Origin of the sequence: Pseudomonas extremorientalis (genome assembly GCF_001870465.1) — a bacterium.
In the GTDB taxonomy this organism is placed as follows: Bacteria; Pseudomonadota; Gammaproteobacteria; order Pseudomonadales; family Pseudomonadaceae; genus Aquipseudomonas; species Aquipseudomonas extremorientalis.
Map to the genome: position 1 here is coordinate 189,115 of NZ_MDGK01000063.1, position 19,464 is coordinate 208,578.

The 19,464-nt window shown below is 61.7% G+C and carries 20 protein-coding genes; 9 read left to right on the forward strand and 11 right to left on the reverse strand.

Annotated features, from left to right (window positions below; genetic code table 11):
• Positions 1 to 158 precede the first annotated feature (158 nt).
• On the forward strand, positions 159 to 1,244 hold the full coding sequence (gene glnL, locus BFN10_RS27825; RefSeq protein WP_056860661.1) for a nitrogen regulation protein NR(II): 1,086 nt from the start codon (positions 159 to 161) through the stop codon (positions 1,242 to 1,244).
• Positions 1,241 to 2,677 (forward strand): nitrogen regulation protein NR(I), encoded by a 1,437-nt coding sequence (gene ntrC, locus BFN10_RS27830; protein ID WP_058423720.1) that lies wholly within the window; start codon positions 1,241 to 1,243, stop codon positions 2,675 to 2,677. Before glnL ends, ntrC begins: the two co-directional genes overlap by 4 nt.
• Before the next feature lie 472 nt (positions 2,678 to 3,149).
• Here ntrC and BFN10_RS27835 read toward each other — a convergent pair whose 3' ends face one another.
• On the reverse strand, positions 3,150 to 3,590 hold the full coding sequence (locus BFN10_RS27835) for a hypothetical protein (protein ID WP_071492417.1): 441 nt from the start codon (positions 3,588 to 3,590) through the stop codon (positions 3,150 to 3,152).
• Between BFN10_RS27835 and BFN10_RS27840 the strand changes: the two genes are divergently transcribed.
• Positions 3,589 to 4,044: a tRNA (cytidine(34)-2'-O)-methyltransferase gene (locus BFN10_RS27840; RefSeq protein WP_003171120.1), complete on the forward strand. Its 456-nt coding sequence runs from the start codon at positions 3,589 to 3,591 to the stop codon at positions 4,042 to 4,044. The genes BFN10_RS27835 and BFN10_RS27840 overlap by 2 nt on opposite strands.
• A 125-nt stretch (positions 4,045 to 4,169) precedes the next feature.
• Here the strand turns inward: BFN10_RS27840 and secB are convergent, their stop codons facing one another.
• Genes secB through BFN10_RS27855 form a run of 3 tightly spaced genes read right to left on the reverse strand, consistent with a single transcriptional unit; the run spans position 4,170 to position 5,360 of the window.
• Entirely contained in the window at positions 4,170 to 4,649 is a 480-nt protein-coding gene (secB, locus tag BFN10_RS27845) for a protein-export chaperone SecB (RefSeq protein ID WP_010213875.1), read from the reverse strand.
• Between the two features lie 41 nt (positions 4,650 to 4,690).
• On the reverse strand, positions 4,691 to 4,945 hold the full coding sequence (gene grxC / locus BFN10_RS27850) for a glutaredoxin 3 (RefSeq protein WP_033896917.1): 255 nt from the start codon (positions 4,943 to 4,945) through the stop codon (positions 4,691 to 4,693).
• Position 4,946: 1 nt separating this feature from the next.
• Positions 4,947 to 5,360 (reverse strand): rhodanese-like domain-containing protein, encoded by a 414-nt coding sequence (locus tag BFN10_RS27855; RefSeq protein ID WP_010213877.1) that lies wholly within the window; start codon positions 5,358 to 5,360, stop codon positions 4,947 to 4,949.
• A gap of 151 nt (positions 5,361 to 5,511) precedes the next feature.
• On the opposite strand from BFN10_RS27855, the gene gpmI reads away from it, so the two are divergent.
• The 6 genes from gpmI (at position 5,512) to BFN10_RS27885 (ending at position 13,647) form a co-directional block, all read left to right on the forward strand.
• Positions 5,512 to 7,038: a 2,3-bisphosphoglycerate-independent phosphoglycerate mutase gene (gene gpmI / locus BFN10_RS27860; RefSeq protein WP_071492418.1), complete on the forward strand. Its 1,527-nt coding sequence runs from the start codon at positions 5,512 to 5,514 to the stop codon at positions 7,036 to 7,038.
• Positions 7,039 to 7,233: 195 nt separating this feature from the next.
• Positions 7,234 to 8,529: a murein hydrolase activator EnvC family protein gene (locus tag BFN10_RS27865; RefSeq protein WP_071492419.1), complete on the forward strand. Its 1,296-nt coding sequence runs from the start codon at positions 7,234 to 7,236 to the stop codon at positions 8,527 to 8,529.
• 30 nt (positions 8,530 to 8,559) lie between these two features.
• Positions 8,560 to 9,867: a S41 family peptidase gene (locus tag BFN10_RS27870; RefSeq protein WP_071492420.1), complete on the forward strand. Its 1,308-nt coding sequence runs from the start codon at positions 8,560 to 8,562 to the stop codon at positions 9,865 to 9,867.
• Position 9,868: 1 nt separating this feature from the next.
• Positions 9,869 to 10,639, forward strand: a complete 771-nt coding sequence (locus tag BFN10_RS27875; protein WP_071492421.1) for a divergent polysaccharide deacetylase family protein — start codon at positions 9,869 to 9,871, stop codon at positions 10,637 to 10,639.
• 70 nt (positions 10,640 to 10,709) lie between these two features.
• Positions 10,710 to 12,293 (forward strand): trypsin-like serine protease, encoded by a 1,584-nt coding sequence (locus BFN10_RS27880; RefSeq protein WP_071492422.1) that lies wholly within the window; start codon positions 10,710 to 10,712, stop codon positions 12,291 to 12,293.
• 58 nt (positions 12,294 to 12,351) lie between these two features.
• Positions 12,352 to 13,647 carry a Vps62-related protein gene (locus BFN10_RS27885; RefSeq protein WP_071492423.1) on the forward strand — a complete coding sequence of 432 codons (1,296 nt, stop codon included), beginning with the start codon at positions 12,352 to 12,354 and terminating at the stop codon, positions 13,645 to 13,647.
• Here the strand turns inward: BFN10_RS27885 and BFN10_RS27890 are convergent.
• The 7 genes from BFN10_RS27890 to BFN10_RS27920 all read right to left on the reverse strand — a co-directional run bounded on the left by BFN10_RS27890 (position 13,600) and on the right by BFN10_RS27920 (position 19,379).
• Positions 13,600 to 14,355 carry a substrate-binding periplasmic protein gene (locus BFN10_RS27890; protein WP_071492424.1) on the reverse strand — a complete coding sequence of 252 codons (756 nt, stop codon included), beginning with the start codon at positions 14,353 to 14,355 and terminating at the stop codon, positions 13,600 to 13,602. The genes BFN10_RS27885 and BFN10_RS27890 overlap by 48 nt on opposite strands.
• Before the next feature lie 66 nt (positions 14,356 to 14,421).
• A complete protein-coding gene (gene hisF, locus BFN10_RS27895) occupies positions 14,422 to 15,192 on the reverse strand; it encodes an imidazole glycerol phosphate synthase subunit HisF (RefSeq protein ID WP_003171107.1) in 771 nt (256 codons plus the stop codon).
• A 9-nt stretch (positions 15,193 to 15,201) separates the two neighbouring features.
• Positions 15,202 to 15,939 (reverse strand): 1-(5-phosphoribosyl)-5-[(5-phosphoribosylamino)methylideneamino]imidazole-4-carboxamide isomerase, encoded by a 738-nt coding sequence (gene hisA, locus BFN10_RS27900; protein WP_071492425.1) that lies wholly within the window; start codon positions 15,937 to 15,939, stop codon positions 15,202 to 15,204.
• A gap of 39 nt (positions 15,940 to 15,978) precedes the next feature.
• Positions 15,979 to 16,236: a DUF2164 domain-containing protein gene (locus BFN10_RS27905; protein WP_071492426.1), complete on the reverse strand. Its 258-nt coding sequence runs from the start codon at positions 16,234 to 16,236 to the stop codon at positions 15,979 to 15,981.
• Complete coding sequence (gene hisH, locus BFN10_RS27910; RefSeq protein ID WP_071492427.1) at positions 16,236 to 16,874, reverse strand: imidazole glycerol phosphate synthase subunit HisH; 639 nt, start codon at positions 16,872 to 16,874, stop codon at positions 16,236 to 16,238. The genes BFN10_RS27905 and hisH overlap by 1 nt, the downstream gene beginning before the upstream one ends.
• Entirely contained in the window at positions 16,874 to 17,467 is a 594-nt protein-coding gene (gene hisB, locus BFN10_RS27915; RefSeq protein WP_017849940.1) for an imidazoleglycerol-phosphate dehydratase HisB, read from the reverse strand. Before hisB ends, hisH begins: the two co-directional genes overlap by 1 nt.
• A 250-nt stretch (positions 17,468 to 17,717) precedes the next feature.
• The gene (locus tag BFN10_RS27920) at positions 17,718 to 19,379 is read right to left on the reverse strand and encodes an OFA family MFS transporter (protein ID WP_071492428.1); all 1,662 of its coding nucleotides are present in this window, start codon (positions 19,377 to 19,379) and stop codon (positions 17,718 to 17,720) included.
• Between the last annotated feature and the right edge of the window lie 85 nt (positions 19,380 to 19,464).

Below are 19,464 nucleotides of genomic sequence, written 5' to 3' on the forward strand. Positions count from 1 at the left end.
GAAACTTCCCGTGCAAGCTGGCAGAACGCCACAGTTTCGCGCCTGAAACACCCATTTCAGGGCTTTCACGCTTCTTTTCGGAGCCTTGGTTTGGTTTTTGCATTTTCCATGTATCAGCGTGTGCCTCAAGCCCGCGCCTTGCTCCAAAAGAGGTCCTGATGACCATCAGCGATGCACTGCACCGTTTGCTACTCGACAACCTGACCACCGCGACCATCCTGCTCAATGACGACTTGCGTCTTGAGTACATGAATCCGGCGGCGGAGATGCTCCTGGCCATCAGCGGCCAGCGCAGCCATGGGCAGTTCATCAGCGAATTGTTCACCGAGTCGGCCGAAGCCCTGAGTTCGTTGCGCCAGGCGGTGGAGCAGGCACACCCGTTCACCAAACGTGAAGCGATGCTCACCGCCCTCACCGGCCAGACGCTGACCGTCGACTATGCCGTGACCCCCATCCTGAGCAACGGCGCGACGTTGCTGCTGCTGGAAGTACACCCGCGCGATCGCCTGCTGCGCATCACCAAGGAGGAAGCGCAGCTGTCCAAGCAGGAAACCAGCAAGATGCTGGTGCGCGGCCTGGCCCATGAGATCAAGAACCCACTGGGCGGCATTCGCGGTGCGGCGCAGTTGCTGGCCCGTGAGCTGCCGGAGGAACACCTCAAGGACTACACCAACGTCATCATCGAGGAGGCCGATCGCCTGCGTAACCTGGTGGACCGCATGCTCGGCTCCAACAAGTTGCCATCCCTGGCGATGACCAATGTGCACGAAGTGCTCGAGCGCGTCTGCCAACTGGTCGAGGCCGAAAGCCAGGGCTGCATCACCTTGGTGCGTGACTACGATCCGAGCATTCCTGACGTTCTGATCGACCGCGAACAGATGATCCAGGCAGTGCTCAACATCGTGCGCAATGCCATGCAGGCCATCAGCAGTCAGAATGAGCTGCGCCTGGGTCGCATCAGCCTGCGCACCCGCGCCCTGCGCCAGTTCACCATCGGCCACGTGCGCCATCGCCTGGTGACCAAGGTCGAAATCATCGACAACGGCCCGGGCATTCCTGCGGAACTCCAGGAAACCATTTTCTTTCCCATGGTCAGCGGCCGCCCGGACGGTACCGGGCTGGGCCTGGCCATCACCCAGAACATCATCAGCCAGCACCAGGGTCTGATCGAATGTGAAAGCCATCCCGGCCACACCACGTTCTCGATCTTTCTGCCTCTGGAACAAGGAGCCCCATCGACATGAGCCGTAGTGAAACTGTCTGGATCGTCGATGACGACCGTTCTATCCGCTGGGTCCTCGAGAAAGCCTTGCAACAGGAAGGCATGACCACCCAGAGCTTCGACAGCGCCGACGGGGTGATGAGCCGCCTGGCGCGCCAGCAGCCCGATGTGATCATCTCCGACATCCGCATGCCCGGCGCCAGTGGCCTGGACTTGCTGGCGCGGATTCGCGAGCAGCACCCGCGCCTGCCAGTGATCATCATGACCGCGCACTCAGACCTGGACAGCGCTGTCGCGTCCTACCAGGGCGGTGCCTTTGAGTACCTGCCCAAGCCGTTCGACGTGGACGAGGCGGTGGCACTGGTCAAGCGCGCCAATCAGCACGCCCAGGAACAGCAGAACCAGGAAGCCCCACCGGCCCTGACCCGCACCCCGGAAATCATCGGCGAAGCGCCGGCGATGCAGGAAGTGTTTCGCGCCATCGGGCGCTTGAGCCACTCCAACATCACCGTGCTGATCAACGGCGAATCCGGCACCGGTAAAGAGCTTGTCGCTCATGCACTGCACCGCCACAGCCCACGGGCCGCCTCGCCGTTCATCGCGCTGAACATGGCGGCGATTCCCAAGGACTTGATGGAATCCGAGCTGTTCGGCCATGAAAAAGGCGCGTTCACCGGCGCGGCCAACCTGCGGCGCGGGCGTTTTGAACAGGCTGACGGCGGTACCTTGTTCCTCGATGAAATCGGCGACATGCCGGCCGATACCCAGACCCGCCTGCTGCGGGTACTGGCTGACGGTGAGTTCTATCGCGTTGGTGGGCACACGCCGGTCAAGGTCGACGTACGCATCATTGCGGCAACCCACCAGAACCTGGAAACCCTGGTACACGCCGGCAAATTCCGTGAGGACTTGTTCCATCGCCTCAACGTGATCCGTATCCACATTCCACGTATGTCGGACCGTCGCGAAGACATCCCGACCCTCGCCCGTCACTTCCTCAGCCGCGCCGCCCAGGAACTGGCCGTCGAGCCGAAGCTGCTGAAAAGCGAGACCGAGGAGTACCTGAAGAACCTGCCGTGGCCGGGCAACGTGCGCCAGCTGGAGAACACCTGCCGCTGGATCACCGTGATGGCGTCCGGGCGCGAAGTGCATATCAGCGACCTGCCACCGGAGCTGCTGAGCCTGCCGCAAGACTCTGCGCCAGTAACCAACTGGGAACAGGCGCTGCGCCAGTGGGCCGACCAGGCCCTGGCACGCGGCCAGTCGAGCCTGCTGGACAGCGCCGTGCCGGCCTTTGAGCGGATCATGATCGAGACCGCGTTGAAACACACCGCCGGTCGCCGTCGCGATGCCGCCGTGTTGCTGGGCTGGGGCCGCAATACCCTGACGCGCAAGATCAAGGAACTGGGGATGAAGGTCGACGGGGGGGATGATGACGAGGGTGATGAAACCTGAATCTCGGATCCACCCAAGACCCAATGTGGGAGGGGGCTTGCCCCCTCCCACATTTGGACCTCTACAAGGCTCCAGCACCGTGCACCGCTTCAATGCACCATGAACCGGCATCGGGCATGGATCTGGTAGCGAAAGCCAGAGCCTCACGCAATAAAACCCGCGAACCGAAAACACCAAAGCCCCGTATTCCGGGGCTTTGCGCTTTCTGGAGAAATTTTTTGGCCCACATTGCGAATTTTGGCACGCGCCCTGCAACAACCCTGTTACTACCCAGTTTCGGGGACCTTGGTACAGGCAGGCCGAGAATCCCCTCTTTACACCCGGGGTGCTTGATGCGAATCGCGTCGCGCTCCACACCGCTTTGGGGAACCTCGGTACAGGCAGGCCGGGGATTCCCTCTTTAACACCGAAGCTTTGCAAGCTTCACCCCGTTTTGGGAGCCCTGGTACAGGCAGGCCGGGAACTCCCTCTTTTATTCCTCCTGGAGATGGATCTCCAGCCGCCAACGGCCATCGGCCTTCTCGCCCTTCCACTCCCCACGCAACGGTCGCGCCGCCACCAGGTTCAGCAGCAGGCCGCCATCGGTCTTGCGTACGCGCCAGTTCACGTCCTTGTCATTGACCTTGAGCCGTCCACTCGCGGCCTTGCCCTGGGCGTCGAACAACAGCGCCACAGTGCCGTCGACGTGCTCGCCGTGCAACTTGGGTTCGCCGTTGAACCACACCACCACGCCGTCCCTCGCGGTCTCGACCTGTTGCAGTTCGACCGGCTCCGGGGTGGTCAGGCGACCGATCATCAGGCCGACCATCATGCCGACAATCGCCAAAGAGCCCATGACCCTCGGCATAAGCTTCGGCCTCGGGTCCTCTTCGAGGGTAGAATGCAGCGCATCTTTGCCTTCGGAGCCGTGCATGTTTCACGTCATCCTTTTTCAACCAGAAATTCCGCCGAATACCGGCAACGTTATCAGGCTGTGCGCCAACAGTGGCTGCCACCTGCATTTGATCGAACCGCTGGGCTTCGACATGGACGACAAGCGCCTGCGCCGTGCCGGGCTGGATTACCACGAGTACGCCACGCTCAAACGCCACGCCGACCTGGCCAGTTGCCTGGAAAGCCTGGGCCACCCACGGCTGTTCGCGTTCACCACCAAGGGGTCGCGGCCGTTCCATGATGCCAGCTTTGCCGAGGGCGATGCGTTCCTGTTCGGCCCGGAAAGCCGGGGCCTGCCGGCCGAGGTGCTCGACGCCCTGCCCGACGGCCATCGCCTGCGTTTGCCGATGCGCGAGGGCTGCCGCAGCCTGAACCTGTCCAACACCGTGGCCGTCGCCGTCTACGAAGGCTGGCGCCAGCTCGGCTTCAAATAACACACATAACAAATGTGGGAGGGGGCTTGCCCCCGATGACGGAGTGTCAGTCAACATCTATGTGACTGATCCACCGCTATCGGGGCAAGCCCCCTCCCACATGGGGTCCTGCACCGGGTTCGAGATTACTGAACCGTCGACGAACCTTCCTGTTGCATGCGCTGCAGCTCTTGCGCGTACAGGGCATCGAAGTTCACCGGAGCCAGCATCAGCGCAGGGAACGAGCCACGGGTGACCAGGCTGTCCAGGGTCTCACGGGCATACGGGAACAGGATGTTCGGGCAGAACGCGCCCAGGGTGTGACTCATGGACGCTTCGTCCAGGCCCTGGATCAGGAAGATACCGGCCTGTTGCACTTCAGCGATGAAGGCCACTTCTTCGCCATTCTTGACGGTCACGGACAGGGTCAGCACGACTTCGTGGAAGTCGCCTTCCAGTGCCTTCTGGCGGGTGTTCAGGTCCAGCGCAACGCTTGGGGTCCATTCCTGACGGAAGATGGCCGGGCTTTTCGGCGCTTCGAACGACAGGTCACGCACGTAGATGCGCTGCAGCGAGAACTGTGGCGCTTGGGCTTCTGCAGCTTCGGTGTTCTGTTGGTCAGTCATCGCAGATCCTTGTGATCTTGAGGTCTTTTAGGGGTTAGGAGTCAGACGAGCAGCAGCGCATCCAGTTTACCGGCGCGCTCCAGGGCGAACAGGTCGTCGCAGCCACCGATGTGCCTGGCGCCGATCCAGATCTGCGGCACGGACGTGCGCCCCGCCTTCTGGGCCATTTCGGCGCGCACTTGCGGTTTGCCGTCGACCTTGATTTCTTCGAAGGCAACACCCTTCTTCTCAAGCAGGGCCTTGGCCCGCATGCAGTAAGGGCACCAATCGCTGGAATACACGACAACCTGGCTCATATCACTTCACCAGTGGCAGGTTATCGGCGCGCCAGCTGCTGATGCCACCGGACAATTTGGCGGCGGTGAAACCGGTCTTGAGCATTTCGCGGGCGTGGGTGCCGGCGTGCTGGCCTTGGGCATCGACCAGGATGATGGTCTTGGCCTTGTGCTTTTCCAGCTCGGCCAGGCGCGCGATCAGCTTGTCCTGAGGAATGTTCAGGGCGCCGACGATATGACCGGTGGCGAAATCCTTGGCCGGACGAATGTCCACGACAACGGCCTCATCCTTGTTGACCAGCGCGGTCAGCTCCGCCGTGCTCAGGCTGCGGCCACCGCGGCTCAATTCATGAGCGATCAGCAGCGCCAGCAGGATGACGAAGGCACCCACGAGCAGGTAGTGGGCAGTGGCAAATGCAATCAGGTGATCAACCATCAAGGAGGTTCCAGGGCGTTAAAATGGCGGTAAGTATACACAGCCGCCAGGGGGGGCCAACCCCCGTAAAGCGGTGACGTGGTCGGAACTTCGCTTTAAACTGCCACTCCCTTTTCAATTGTCTTCCTTTATTACCGCCGCGAGAGGATCTATGACTACTACGCCTAAACCTTTGGTCCTGATAATTCTCGATGGCTTCGGACACAGTGAAAGCCACCACGACAACGCGGTATACGCGGCCAACAAGCCTGTCCTCGACCGCCTGACCGCCACCGTACCCAACGGCCTCATCTCCGGCTCGGGCATGGACGTGGGCCTGCCGGACGGCCAGATGGGCAACTCGGAAGTCGGCCACATGAACCTCGGCGCCGGACGAGTGGTGTATCAAGACTTCACACGCGTGACCAAAGCGATCCGCGATGGCGAGTTCTTTGAGAACCCGACTATTTGCGCGGCGGTAGATAAAGCAGTGGCTGCCGGCAAGGCCGTGCACTTCATGGGCCTGTTGTCCGATGGCGGCGTCCACAGCCACCAGGACCACCTGGTCGCCATGGCCGAACTGGCCTTCAAGCGCGGCGCCGACAAGATCTACCTGCATGCCTTCCTCGACGGCCGCGACACCCCGCCGAAAAGCGCGCAATCGTCCATCGAACTGCTCGACACCACCTTCGCCGCCCTCGGCAAGGGCCGCATCGCCAGCCTGGTGGGCCGTTACTTCGCCATGGACCGTGACAACCGCTGGGACCGCGTCTCCCAGGCTTACAACCTGATCGTCGACGGCCAGGCCGAATTCAACGCCGCCACCGCCCAGGAAGGCCTGGAAGCCGCCTACGCCCGTGGCGAAAGCGACGAGTTCGTCAAAGCCACCACCATCGGCGAGCCAGTGAAGGTCGAAGACGGCGACGCCGTGGTGTTCATGAACTTCCGCGCCGACCGCGCCCGTGAGCTCAGCCGTGTGTTTGTCGAAGACGGCTTCAAGGAATTCGAGCGCGCCCGCCAGCCAAAAGTGCAGTACGTGGGCCTGACCCAATACGCCGCCAGCATCCCGGCCCCCGCCGCCTTTGCCCCGGGCAGCCTGGACAACGTGCTGGGCGATTACCTGGCAAAAAATGGCAAGACCCAGCTACGCATTGCCGAAACCGAAAAATACGCCCACGTAACCTTCTTCTTCTCCGGTGGTCGCGAAGAGCCGTTCCCGGGTGAAGAGCGCATCCTGATCCCATCACCAAAGGTCGCCACCTACGACCTGCAGCCGGAGATGAGCGCGCCGGAAGTCACCGACAAGATCGTCGACGCCATTGACCACCAGCGTTACGACGTGATCGTAGTCAACTACGCCAACGGCGACATGGTGGGCCACAGCGGCAACCTGGAAGCTGCGACCAAGGCCGTGGAATGCCTGGACCTGTGCGTCGGCCGTATCGTCGACGCCCTGGAAAAGGTGGGCGGCGAAGCGCTGATCACGGCCGATCACGGCAACTGCGAGCAGATGTCCGACGAATCCACCGGCCAGGCCCACACTGCTCACACGACCGAACCGGTGCCGTTCATCTACGTCGGCAAGCGTGATTTCAAGGTGCGTAGCGGTGGCGTGCTGGCGGATGTGGCGCCGACCATGTTGATGCTGATGGGGCTGGAGAAGCCGGTGGAGATGACCGGGACTTCGATTCTGATTTGATTTCAACCACACCGCGCAACAGTGTGGGAGGGGGCTTGCCCCCTTCCACATTGTTTTCCGCTGTTTGGAACATGTCTTTTTGCCATACCACTGCCACTCGGCACCTATCTTGCGCTACAGCCCGAATTGGGCGTTTTTTTTGCCGCGCTTGGCGGGCATACTAGGCCGTCCATTTCCCTGGTGTCGCCCGCCTCTATGCTTCGCGCCTTGATTACCCTTGCTCTTGTCTGCCTGCTCCAACCGGCGTTTGCCGACGAGCGCGCACAAACCCAACAACAGTTGGACGCTACGCGTCAGGACATTACCGAGCTGAAAAAACTGCTCGGCAAGCTCCAGGAAGAGAAATCCGGAGTGCAGAAAGACCTGCGCGGTACGGAAACCGAGATGGGCAAGCTGGAGAAGCAGGTCCAGGAGCTACAAAAAGAATTAAAGAAGAGCGAGTCGGAACTGGAGCGACTCGACGCTGAGAAAAAAAAACTCCAGAGCGCACGCGTTGAACAGCAACGCCTGATCGCGATCCAGGCCCGTGCCGCCTACCAGAACGGCCGCCAGGAATACCTCAAGCTGCTGCTCAACCAGCAGAACCCCGAGAAATTCGCGCGCACCCTCACCTACTACGACTACCTGAGCAAGGCCCGGCTGGAGCAACTTAAAAGCTTCAACGAAACCCTGCGCCAGTTGGTCAACGTCGAACAGGAGATCGCCAACCAGCAGTCGCAGCTGGAAGACCAGAAAAGCGCCCTCAACGCCCAGCGCGACGAGCTGGACAAGGTTCGCAAGGAGCGCCAACTGGCCCTGGCCAAGCTCAATGAGGATGTGAAGGCCCGCGACGCCAAGCTCCAGGCCCGCGAGCAGGACCAGGCCGACTTGGCCAAAGTGCTTAAAACCATCGAAGAAACCCTGGCACGCCAGGCACGCGAGGCCGAAGAAGCGCGGCAGAAAGCGCTGATCGCCCAGCAGGAAGCCGAAAAAAAGCGCCAGCGTGAGGCCGAGCTGGCCGCCACTACGGATGCGCCGGCACCGCGTAAACCGGCGCATTCAGCGCCTGGCCCGCTGGTTTCCAGCGCCGGCGAGTCGTTCGGTGGGCCTTTTGCTTCGGCCCGCGGCAAACTTCCATGGCCAGTTGATGGTCGATTACTGGCACGCTTCGGGGAAACCCGTGGCGATGACACCCGCGCCAAGTGGGATGGGGTGATGATCAGCGCCTCCGCCGGCAGCCAGGTCCACGCCGTTCATGGCGGGCGTGTGGTGTTTGCCGATTGGCTGCGGGGCGCCGGTTTGCTGGTGATTCTCGACCACGGCAATGGCTATTTGAGCCTTTACGGCCACAATCAGACATTACTCAAGTCGGCAGGTGATGTTGTAAAAGCCGGTGAATCCATCTCCACTGTGGGTAACAGTGGTGGCCAGGACACTCCGGCGCTGTACTTCGCTATTCGTCAGCAGGGTCGCCCGAGCGATCCCGCACAATGGTGCCGCTCCCAAGGATAGGGGCGCATCTACATTAGGAGTTCGTTCGACATGCTGCATTTGTCCCGCCTCACTTCGCTGGCCCTGACGATCGCCCTGGTGATCGGCGCGCCCCTGGCTTTCGCCGACCAGGCTGCCCCGGCCAGCACGGCCGCGACCACCAAGGCGCCGCTGCCGCTGGACGAGCTGCGCACCTTTGCCGAGGTCATGGACCGGATCAAGGCCGCTTATGTCGAACCTGTAGACGACAAGACCCTGCTGGAAAATGCCATCAAGGGCATGCTCAGCAACCTCGACCCGCACTCCGCCTACCTGGGACCGGAAGATTTTGCCGAGCTGCAGGAAAGCACCAGCGGCGAATTCGGCGGCCTGGGCATCGAAGTCGGCTCCGAAGACGGCAACATCAAGGTGGTCTCGCCGATCGACGACACCCCGGCGTCCAAGGCCGGCATCCAGGCCGGCGACTTCATCGTCAAGATCAACGGCCAGCCGACCCGTGGCCAGACCATGACCGAAGCCGTCGACAAGATGCGCGGCAAGATCGGCCAGAAAATCACCCTGACCCTGGTACGCGACGGCGGCAACCCGTTCGACGTGACGCTGACCCGGGCGACCATTGTGGTCAAGAGCGTGAAGAGCCAGCTGCTGGAGTCGGGCTACGGCTACATCCGCATCACCCAATTCCAGGTCAAGACCGGCGACGAAGTGGCCAAGGCCCTGGCCAAGCTGCGCAAGGACAACGGCAAGAAGCTCAGCGGTATCGTGCTCGACCTGCGCAACAACCCGGGCGGCGTGCTGCAGTCGGCAGTGGAAGTGGTCGACCACTTCATCACCAAGGGCCTGATCGTGTACACCAAGGGCCGCATTGCCAACTCCGAACTGCGCTTCTCGGCAACGGGCAACGACCTCAGCGAAAACGTCCCGTTGGCCGTGCTGATCAACGGCGGCAGCGCCTCGGCTTCGGAGATCGTCGCCGGCGCCCTGCAAGACCAGAAGCGCGGCGTGCTGATGGGTACCACCAGTTTCGGCAAAGGCTCGGTGCAAACCGTGTTGCCGCTGAACAACGAACGTGCGCTGAAGATCACCACGGCGCTGTACTACACGCCAAATGGTCGCTCGATCCAGGCCCAGGGCATCGTGCCGGACATCGAGGTGCGCAAAGCCAAGATCACCAACGAGATCGACAGCGAGTACTACAAAGAAGCGGACCTGCAAGGCCACCTGGGCAATGGCAACGGCGGCGCCGACCAGCCCACCGGCAGCGGCAAGAAAGCCAAGCCGATGCCACAGGACGATGACTACCAGCTGGCCCAGGCGCTGAGCCTGCTCAAGGGCTTGAGCATTACGCGCAGCCGTTGATATGCGTTTTGCCCTGATCATCGCCGTGCTGTGCAGCCTGGCCGGAGTCGCCCATGCGACCCCGGCCAACGAGCCCAACAAAGCCTACCTGACCCTTATCATCGACGACCTCGGGCAAAATCTGCCCAGGGATCGTCGCGTGCTGGCCCTGCCCGGGCCGGTGACCACGGCGATCATGCCCGACACGCCCCACGCCGCCGAATTCGCCCGCGAAGCCCACAAGGCCGGCAAGATCGTGATCCTGCACATGCCCATGGACCCGGCCACCGGCCCGTTCGCCTGGCACCCGGAGCTGCCCATCGAGGAACTCGGCAGGCGCCTGGACGCTGCCTTCAAGGCAGTGCCCTACACCGCGGGCATCAACAACCACATGGGCAGCCGCATGACCGCGCAGCCCGAGGCCATGGCCTGGTTGATGGGCGAGCTGCAACGGCGCAACAAATTCTTTGTCGACAGCCGCACCAGCGCCAAGACAGTCGCCGCCGCCGAGGCGCAGAAGATCGGCCTGGCCAGCGTCTCGCGGGACGTGTTCCTGGACGACGAACGCACCGAAGCGGCAATCACCACACAGTTGCAGACCGCAATCAAACTGGCGCACAAACAGGGTTCGGCGGTGATGATCGGCCATCCTTATCCACAGACCCTGGCGGTGCTGGAGCGCGAGCTGCCCAAGCTCAAGGCCCAGGGCGTGGAGTGGATCGATATCAAGTTGATGATCAGCGTGCGCAGTAACCAGGCAATGGCCGGCCATGGCAAGAATGGCAAGTACTAGATAGCTACCGTACTGCCCAGCTGACATTCCTGAATAGTCGAGCCTTGCGCTCACTCTTTCAGGACATGCCATGAACACGCTCCACCACTTGATTTCGGGGCTGCTGCTCTGCAGCCTTTCCAACCTGCTTATCGCGGCACCAAGGGACTATGGTGAAGGCCTTGCCAACGCCAGCCCGCGCAGAATGCTCGCCAATGCGCAGCATCAGCACGCCCATTGGACTGGCGTCGGTCGCATCCGCAATGAAGCCCAGGCCCTCTGCACCGCCTCCCTACTGGACACCCGCGACGACGCAGGCAAGTCCGGCCCGGCCTATGTGCTCACCAGCAGCCACTGCCTTCATCGCCATAACGGCGGGGTACAAAAAGACCTGGATATCAAAGGCAACATCAGCTTCAACTACTTCGACGACACGCTGGAGAGCCTCAAGACCTTTCCGTTGAAAACCCTGAAATGGAGCAGTAGCCAGGGAGTGGACCTGGCGATCGTCGAGCTGAAAGCTTCGCTTGCCGATTTGCTGAAGGCAGGCATCGCCCCTTTGAAACTGGCCGAAGCGGTCCCCGCCGACGGGGTCGATATCCTCGCGCTGGCCGCACCGGAATGGGACACCCTGCATCTCTCCGCCTGCGCGCAGCAAGCCTCGCGCGAACTGGTGGAACAGCCGTTCGTGTGGCGGGTGACCATGAAAAACCAATGCCAGGGTATCGGCCGCGGCGGCTTCGGCGGGCCACTGCTGGAGCGGGCGACTAATACGCTCTTCGGCATTCTCAGCACCAGCACCTCAGGCCAGACCGAAGAACGCAAATGCCAAAGGGACGCGCCCTGCGAGGTCAACAACGGTATGCCCACCTGGCACCCCGAAACGAACTACGGCAGCCCGGTAACGTTCCTCAACCGGTGCTTTGTCGAAGGCGTTCTGAAAGCCGACAGTGAACACTGCGAACTCTTCCCGACCACCACCATTTCCTTTCAGCACCCGGACCCCATCCAGCAATACTTCGTCAAGCGACCCGACGGCACACACAAGGATATCGTGCCGCGCTGGAACCTTTCCTTCACGACCAACACTGCGCTCTATCGCTACAAAACCACACGGCGCGCCATTGATTGCGAAAAACCGGAGCTTTACAGCACCCCGATCAAGGCGCAGGACGCGTACGTGAATGACGCCATCGGACCGGAAACCGGTATGCACATGCTGTGTATCGTCGGCTTGGATTCCGAGGAACAACAGGCGACCAACGGCATGATGAAAAATGCCCTGACCTTGGCGGTGGAACTGGCCGAACCCGGGCCGGCACGCACGCCGAACTTGAGCATCAGCCTGGATAAACAGGGGCTGGCGGCCTACACCGTGATCTGGAAGCTCGCGCCGCCATTCATGCATCGCTACTCCTACAAGTTCGGCCCGGTCACCACGACCGACTGCCTCAGGCCAGTCGATTACCTGGCCTTTCCGCCCCCTCCCGTGGAGGAGGAGGAGGACGAACCTATCGAGATATTTTCCACGCTCAATGACTCCCCCAGCACGCGAACAGAGCAGTACGCACGGCTGATCACCGTTCGGGACAAACCCTACAAGATCTGCACCTACGCCTACGACCAGGCTGACCAACCCTCAACACTGCGCGTGGACTTGCTCAAGCCCCGCTGACCGGTCCGGCTCGACCACATCGAGAGACAGAACCATTCCATCCACAAGGAGTACCCCCATGGAACCCATCCAAGTCAAAGACCTGCTGATCAACTTCACCTCGGAGTTCACCCCACTCTGGAACGACCAAGGCTCGGGAGCCAAAAAGTCGGCCAGCCTTTGGCGCCCGAGCACCAGTGCCGATCACTTGATCTCGTTCTCCTCATTGGGAGACGTCGCTCACCCGAGCCATGACAATTTGAATCATCGCAAGACCGTCGTTGTTGTCAGCGAAGCCAACAAAACCAACGGCACCGCACTTCGCCAACCGAAAGACTTCATAGAAGTCTGGAACAGTCGCGGCACAGGCGCCAACGCTGATATTTCGATCTGGCAGCCGGTCCCGCCTGATGGCTATGTGGCCCTGGGTACCGTATGCGGCGTGGGCTATCAACGGCCTTCGCTGCACACCGTGCGCTGTGTGCGGGCTGACCTGGCCGTGCCGGCTTACGTTGCCGATCAGATCTGGAATGACAAAGGCAGCCGCGGCCAAATCGACTTCAGTGCCTGGGACGTCATGCCGCCGACCGCTCATCCGGGCGAGGCTTACCTGGCACCAGGGACATTTTTCGGGGTGCGGGGCTATGCAAAGCCGGAAGCGCCCGGGTTAGCGCATGCCTTGCATATCCCCCTGACCGAGGTGGCAGGGCGCGAGCTCCCGGCCCCGCCCGCACCGTCTGCGGACGGGCAACCTTCAACCCTGGACGCCGAAGAGTCCTTGCATGTCTGCCAACTCCCCTGGTTTCTAGTCTCCGACCCGGAGCTGCCAGCCGACGAGCAACCCTTGCGGTCCCCCTTCTACAGGCTGCAAAGACGCGACAAGTACGTACTGGTCGATGTGGCGCGCAACCCAACGACCACCAGCCAGACCTTCAAATGGACGATTACCAAAGGCTCGCCCGGTTTCGCAGCCAACTTTCTCAAGTGGGCCACGGGTGTCGACATGACCGAGGCATGGACAGGCCATTCTCTCAGAACCAACCCGAAAAGCTCGGTAAGGCTGGGCAGTGCATTCACTCACTCGAGCGTTTCGTCCAAAGGTTGGACCGCCCCGCAAACCACCGACATCGCTGCATATGTCCCGGCCCACAAGACCGTGGCAGCCTATGTGGTCGAAAGCGAGTACACATTGCTGCGCAGGGATGCCAGCCCCCTGGCAACATCAGTGACCTACACCAATACCGAGCAGGTGTATTTCAGTGAGGCAAATACCACCGATTCCGTAGAGGCCGAGCGCCCGCAGCCCGTTCCCGCAAAGGAGCCGCCACTAGAGGTAACGCCCCATGATGTCAGCCACGACCCCCTCGTCTCGTAACTGATCCAACGCCGCTTGAAGCCTGCTCACTACTTCATCCGGCACCTGCTTGTTGAGCGCCAGGTACAGTTCGGCGCTGTTGAAACGCAGGATTGTCTTGAGCCCGGAGACCCCGATCTGGCGCGCCAGATAACGCCCGGCGGGGTCGCCGGTGGCCCACAGGTCGATCTGGCCATCCAGCAGCTTTTGCGCGTTGTCCTGGTCGCGCAGCACGACGACCGGGTTGAGTCCCTGCTTCTCCAGGGTCTCGGCGATGGCATCGCCCTTGTAGGCACCGATCCTGTAGCGGCGCGCGTGCTCCAGGTCGTTCAGCTGGATCTTGCTGTCGGCCTTGGCCAGCAGCACCCAATCGTCCGGACCGATGGGGCCGACCCATTTGAACAGCGCCTCACGGTCCGGCAGGCGCGCCATCACGAACACGCCGTAGCCTGGCTTCTCCAGGGCGAGCTTGTAGATGCGCTCCCAGGGGAAACGCAGGGTGAGATTGTAGGAAATGCCCGCACGCTTGAAGGTTTCGCGCACGATGTCCACGGCGATGCCTTCGATGTTCTCGTCCTTGGCGAAGTTCTTGCCGTTTTTCGCCATGTTGTAGGGCGGGAAGTTTTCCGTCAGCAACACCAGGGAGGCGTCGGACGGTTCCTCGGCGCTGGCCGGAACGGTCAACAGGAGGGACGTACTGGCAAGGGCGAGCAGCAGGTGCTTGAACATGAAAGTTACCGGAATCCATGGCAAGCGCAGAGAGTGCCTCTGGCCTGCCATGGTGTCCAGCAGCGTTTAGCGAACGACGATACCGCGCGCCGCCATGTAGGCCTTGGCCTCGGGAACGGTGTATTCGCCAAAGTGGAAAATACTCGCCGCCAGTACCGCGCTGGCGTGGCCTTCGATCACGCCGTCGGCCAGGTGCTGCAGGTTGCCGACGCCGCCGGAAGCGATCACCGGGATGCCCAACGCATCGCTGATGGCCCGGGTCACGCCCAGGTCGAAACCGTTTTTCATGCCGTCCTGGTCCATGCTGGTCAGCAGGATTTCACCGGCACCCAGGCCTTCCATCTTCATCGCCCACTCCACCGCGTCCAGACCGGTCGGCTTGCGACCGCCGTGGGTGAAGATTTCCCAGCGCGGGGTTTCGCCCGGGCCGGAGACTTTCTTGGCGTCGATGGCGACCACGATACATTGCGAGCCGAAGTGCTGTGCGGCCTCGCCCACGAACTCCGGGTTGAACACCGCCGCCGTGTTGATCGAGACCTTGTCCGCGCCGGCGTTGAGCAGGTTGCGGATGTCTTGCACAGTGCGCACGCCACCGCCCACGGTCAGCGGGATGAAGACCTGGCTGGCCATGCGCTCGACGGTATGCAACGTGGTATCGCGGCCGTCGACACTGGCGGTGATGTCGAGAAAGGTAATCTCGTCGGCACCTTGCTCATCGTAGCGACGGGCAATTTCCACCGGGTCACCGGCGTCGCGGATGTTCTCGAACTTGACGCCCTTGACCACGCGACCGTTGTCGACGTCCAGGCAAGGGATGATGCGTTTGGCCAGCGCCATGGTCAGTCCTCAGCCGTTGTAGGCATCGCAGTAAGCCTGGGCTTCAGCGACGTCCAGGGTCCCTTCGTAGATCGCACGGCCGGTGATGGCGCCGATGATGCCGGGCGCCTTGGCGTCCAGCAGCGACTTGATGTCGCCCAGGTTGTGGATGCCGCCGGAAGCGATCACCGGGATCTTCGTGGCGGCCGCCAGCGCAGCGGTGAATGGCACGTTGCAGCCCTGCATCATGCCGTCTTTGGCGATGTCGGTATAAACGATGGCGGAGACGCCGCCGGCTTCAAACTGCCTGGCCAGGTCTATCACCTGCACCGTGCTGATTTCAGCCCAGCCGTCGGTGGCGACGAAACCGTCCTTGGCGTCCAGGCCCACGATCACTTTGCCCGGGAACGCGCGGCAGGCTTCGGCGACGAACGCCGGGTCTTTCACCGCCTTGGTGCCGATGATCACGTAGCTCACGCCGGCCTTGACGTAGTGCTCGATGGTTTCCAGGGAGCGGATACCGCCACCGATCTGGATCGGCAGGTTCGGGTAACGCTTGGCAATGGCGGTGACCACTTCACCGTTCACCGGCTGGCCTTCGAAGGCGCCGTTCAAGTCCACCAGATGCAGACGACGGCAGCCCCCTTCCACCCATTTGGCGGCCATGCTCACCGGGTCATCGGAGAACACGGTGGAGTCTTCCATGCGGCCTTGGCGCAGACGTACGCAGGCACCGTCCTTGAGATCGATAGCGGGGATAATCAGCATCTGGCAAACCTTATTCGATATTCAGCAATGCTTGGGAAATCAGGGTTTCTCAAGCGACCACAGGTCGCTTTCGATGCTTTCGAACCTTTCTTTAAGGAGCGTCTGCGCGTCGAAAATCGCCCTGTTGTAATAGTGCGGAGCCACTTCGGTGGTGAACAGTTCGAGGATCTCGGCGACCTCGAACGACCCCAGCTTGAGCTCGAAGCGATCTTCCATGAAACGCTTGATCTTGAGGGTAGCCTCACTCTCCTGTTCAGGCGTGAGGTTCAAGACCGGCTGCTTCGGCTTCCTGGCCATTACCAGCGCCCGTCCCAGGCGGCGAAGTTCTGCAGCAATTGCAGGCCATGGGTATGGCTCTTCTCCGGGTGGAACTGCACGGCAAACCGCGAGCCTTCGGCCAACGCAGCGGCGAAGTCGACGCCGTAGTGCCCGCCACCCACCACCTGGCCCGGCTTGCCGGCGGCAATGTAGTAGCTGTGCACGAAGTAGAAGCGCGCCATGTCCGGAATGTCGTGCCACAGCGGGTGATCCACCGCCTGGCTGACTTCGTTCCAGCCCATGTGCGGGACTTTCAGGTGAGCGCCGTCTTCATGCAGGTCTTTGCCGAAGAACTTCACTTGCCCAGGGAACAGGCCGATGCAGTCGACGCCCTCATTCTCTTCACTGCGGTCGAGCAAGGCTTGCATGCCCACGCAGATGCCGAGGAAGGGACGGTCCTGGCTGACTTCGCGCACCAGGCTGTCAAAGCCCAGGCGGCGAATCTCGGCCATGCAATCGCGAATCGCGCCGACGCCGGGAAACACCACGCGATCGGCTTCGCGAATCACGTTGGCATCGCTGGTGATCAGTACCTTGCCGGCCCCTACGTGCTCGAGGGCCTTGGCCACCGAGTGCAGGTTACCCATGCCGTAATCGATAACCGCGACCGTCTGCATTACAGGACGCCCTTGGTCGATGGCATTTGCCCGGCCATGCGCTCATCCAGCTCCACAGCCATGCGCAGGGCGCGGCCGAAAGCCTTGAACACGGTTTCGATCTGGTGGTGGGTGTTGGTGCCGCGCAGGTTGTCGATGTGCAGGCTGACAAGCGCGTGGTTGACGAACCCCTGGAAGAACTCCTGGAACAGGTCGACGTCGAAGCCGCCCACGGTGGCGCGGGTGTAGGGCACGTGCATCTGCAGGCCTGGACGGCCGGAGAAGTCGATGACCACACGCGACAGCGCTTCGTCCAGCGGGACATAGGCATGGCCGTAGCGACGGATGCCTTTCTTGTCGCCGATGGCCTTGGCAAACGCCTGGCCGAGGGTGATACCGACGTCTTCCACCGTGTGGTGGTCGTCGATATGCAGGTCGCCCTTGCTGACGATATCCAGGTCGATCAGCCCGTGACGGGCGATCTGGTCCAGCATGTGCTCAAGAAAAGGTACACCGATATCAAATCGGGCCTTTCCGGTGCCATCCAGGTTGATCGAGGCTTTGATCTGGGTTTCCAGAGTGTCGCGCTCGACGGACGCCTTACGTTCGGCCATCACCAGCTCCGCAAAATCATTGGGCGAAAAAGGCAGCCATTATAGGGGCGCGGGCGCCAAACAGAAACATCGGAGGGGATAAGACTGATGGAGTGTCGGGGATAGACATGTGCATACATGTGAGAACCAGCTTTTGTGGAGCTGGCTTGCCTGCGATGCAGGCACCTCGGCGTTTCAGTTGCACCGAGGTGATGCCATCGCGGGCAAGCCCGGCTCCCACAGGAACCGCGCCCACAAAATTTTTGCGGTGTTAGTGGAACAGGACTGCGGTCTTCTGCAGGGTCACCCACACACCCCACGCCAACGGAATACCCACCACCAGCCAGGCAGCGATCGCCAATGGCACGGTGCCCGGGGCTGCTTTCCACTCCAGGGAAGTGGTGGCATCCGCGCCTTTGTCATGGCCCAGCGCCTGTTCGGCGGCCAGTTCGGCGTCGGTCATGAAGTACTTGTCCGCCACCGGGCGGACCAGCAGGTTGCAGATGAAGCCCAGCACCAGCAGGCCAGCGAGGATGTACAACGTGATGTCATAGGCCGCAGCGCGTTCAACGCCGATGCTCAGTTGATACTCACGCAGGTAGTTCACCAACACCGGGCCCAACACGCCAGCCGCCGCCCAGGCGGTCAACAGGCGACCGTGGATCGCGCCGACCATTTGCGTACCGAACAGGTCGGCCAGGTAGGCCGGGACGGTCGCAAAACCACCGCCATACATCGACAGGATGATGCAGAACGCCGCCACGAACAGCGCCACGTTGCCCAGGTGCCCCAGGTTCGGGATCAGCGCGTACAGGGCAAAGCCCAGGGCGAAGAACACGAAGTAGGTGTTTTTACGGCCCAGGTAGTCGGAGAACGACGCCCAGAAGAACCGGCCACCGATGTTGAACAGGCTCAACAGGCCAGTGAAGCCCGCCGCAATGGCGGCGATGGAGGCCAGTTGACCGGCGTCCAGCTGGCCGAATGGCACATCCACACCCAGCAACTTGCCGCCGAACACTTCCTGCAGCAGGGGCGAAGCCATGCCGAGGATGCCGATACCGGCGGACACGTTCAGGCACAGCACCAGCCATACCAGGCGGAATTGCGGGGTTTTCCACGCCACGTTCACGTGTACGTGACGGTGGGTGATCATTGCATTGCTGGCTTTTTTCGCCGGCGCGGTCCAGCCTTCAGGCTTCCAGCCGGTCGGCGGGACGCGGTAGGACAAGGCGCCACCGATCATGAACACGAAGTAGATCGCGGCCATCACCAGGAAGCTCTGCCACACGCCCACGCTGGTGGGCGTAGCAAAGTGACCCATCAATGCCGCTGCCAACGGGGCACCCACCATCGCGCCACCGCCGAAGCCCATGATCGCCATGCCGGTGGCCATCCCGCGCTTGTCCGGGAACCACTTGATCAGGGTCGACACGGGCGAGATATAGCCCAGGCCCAGGCCGATACCGCCAATGACCCCGGAGCCGATCCACATCAGCCAGATCTGGTGGGTATAGATCCCCAACGCCGAAATCAACAGGCCGCCACACCAGCACAGCGCCGAAACAACGCCCGCCTTGCGTGGCCCGGCATGTTCCAGCCAGCCGCCCCAGATCGCTGCCGAGCAGCCCAGGAAGATGAAGAACAGCGTGTAGATCCAGCCCAGCATGGAGATGGGCCAGTCGCATTGGGACGAAAAGACTTGAGCGATAAAGCTCATGTCCGGCGCGCAGGCGACCGGTTTGGTGATACCCAGCGCTTTGGACAGTGGCAGCCAGAACACCGAGAAGCCGTAGGCCATGCCGATGCACAGGTGGATGGCCAAGGCGGCCGGCGGAACCAGCCAGCGGTTGAAGCCGGGCTTGGCGATAATGCGTTCCTTGGACAGGAACGCAGGCTGCGCGGCAGATGAAGCTGCCGCAGTGCTAGTGCTCATTGGTGTTTCCCCCAGTTGTTAGTATGTGTCCGTCAGGCGCTCTCTCCCTCGGCCTTGCACGCAAAGCGCGGCCGTTTTGTTGAGT

Bases quoted from the DNA above. Each gene is read 5' to 3' on its own strand.
- glnL (WP_056860661.1), top strand. From the start codon at position 159: ATGACCATCAGCGATGCACTGCACCGTTTGCTACTCGACAACCTGACC.
- ntrC (WP_058423720.1), top strand. From the start codon at position 1,241: ATGAGCCGTAGTGAAACTGTCTGGATCGTCGATGACGACCGTTCTATC.
- BFN10_RS27840 (WP_003171120.1), top strand. From the start codon at position 3,589: ATGTTTCACGTCATCCTTTTTCAACCAGAAATTCCGCCGAATACCGGC.
- BFN10_RS27835 (WP_071492417.1), bottom strand. From the start codon at position 3,590: ATGCACGGCTCCGAAGGCAAAGATGCGCTGCATTCTACCCTCGAAGAG.
- secB (WP_010213875.1), bottom strand. From the start codon at position 4,649: ATGACTGACCAACAGAACACCGAAGCTGCAGAAGCCCAAGCGCCACAG.
- grxC (WP_033896917.1), bottom strand. From the start codon at position 4,945: ATGAGCCAGGTTGTCGTGTATTCCAGCGATTGGTGCCCTTACTGCATG.
- BFN10_RS27855 (WP_010213877.1), bottom strand. From the start codon at position 5,360: ATGGTTGATCACCTGATTGCATTTGCCACTGCCCACTACCTGCTCGTG.
- gpmI (WP_071492418.1), top strand. From the start codon at position 5,512: ATGACTACTACGCCTAAACCTTTGGTCCTGATAATTCTCGATGGCTTC.
- BFN10_RS27865 (WP_071492419.1), top strand. From the start codon at position 7,234: ATGCTTCGCGCCTTGATTACCCTTGCTCTTGTCTGCCTGCTCCAACCG.
- BFN10_RS27870 (WP_071492420.1), top strand. From the start codon at position 8,560: ATGCTGCATTTGTCCCGCCTCACTTCGCTGGCCCTGACGATCGCCCTG.
- BFN10_RS27875 (WP_071492421.1), top strand. From the start codon at position 9,869: ATGCGTTTTGCCCTGATCATCGCCGTGCTGTGCAGCCTGGCCGGAGTC.
- BFN10_RS27880 (WP_071492422.1), top strand. From the start codon at position 10,710: ATGAACACGCTCCACCACTTGATTTCGGGGCTGCTGCTCTGCAGCCTT.
- BFN10_RS27885 (WP_071492423.1), top strand. From the start codon at position 12,352: ATGGAACCCATCCAAGTCAAAGACCTGCTGATCAACTTCACCTCGGAG.
- BFN10_RS27890 (WP_071492424.1), bottom strand. From the start codon at position 14,355: ATGTTCAAGCACCTGCTGCTCGCCCTTGCCAGTACGTCCCTCCTGTTG.
- hisF (WP_003171107.1), bottom strand. From the start codon at position 15,192: ATGGCGCTGGCCAAACGCATCATCCCTTGCCTGGACGTCGACAACGGT.
- hisA (WP_071492425.1), bottom strand. From the start codon at position 15,939: ATGCTGATTATCCCCGCTATCGATCTCAAGGACGGTGCCTGCGTACGT.
- BFN10_RS27905 (WP_071492426.1), bottom strand. From the start codon at position 16,236: ATGGCCAGGAAGCCGAAGCAGCCGGTCTTGAACCTCACGCCTGAACAG.
- hisH (WP_071492427.1), bottom strand. From the start codon at position 16,874: ATGCAGACGGTCGCGGTTATCGATTACGGCATGGGTAACCTGCACTCG.
- hisB (WP_017849940.1), bottom strand. From the start codon at position 17,467: ATGGCCGAACGTAAGGCGTCCGTCGAGCGCGACACTCTGGAAACCCAG.
- BFN10_RS27920 (WP_071492428.1), bottom strand. From the start codon at position 19,379: ATGAGCACTAGCACTGCGGCAGCTTCATCTGCCGCGCAGCCTGCGTTC.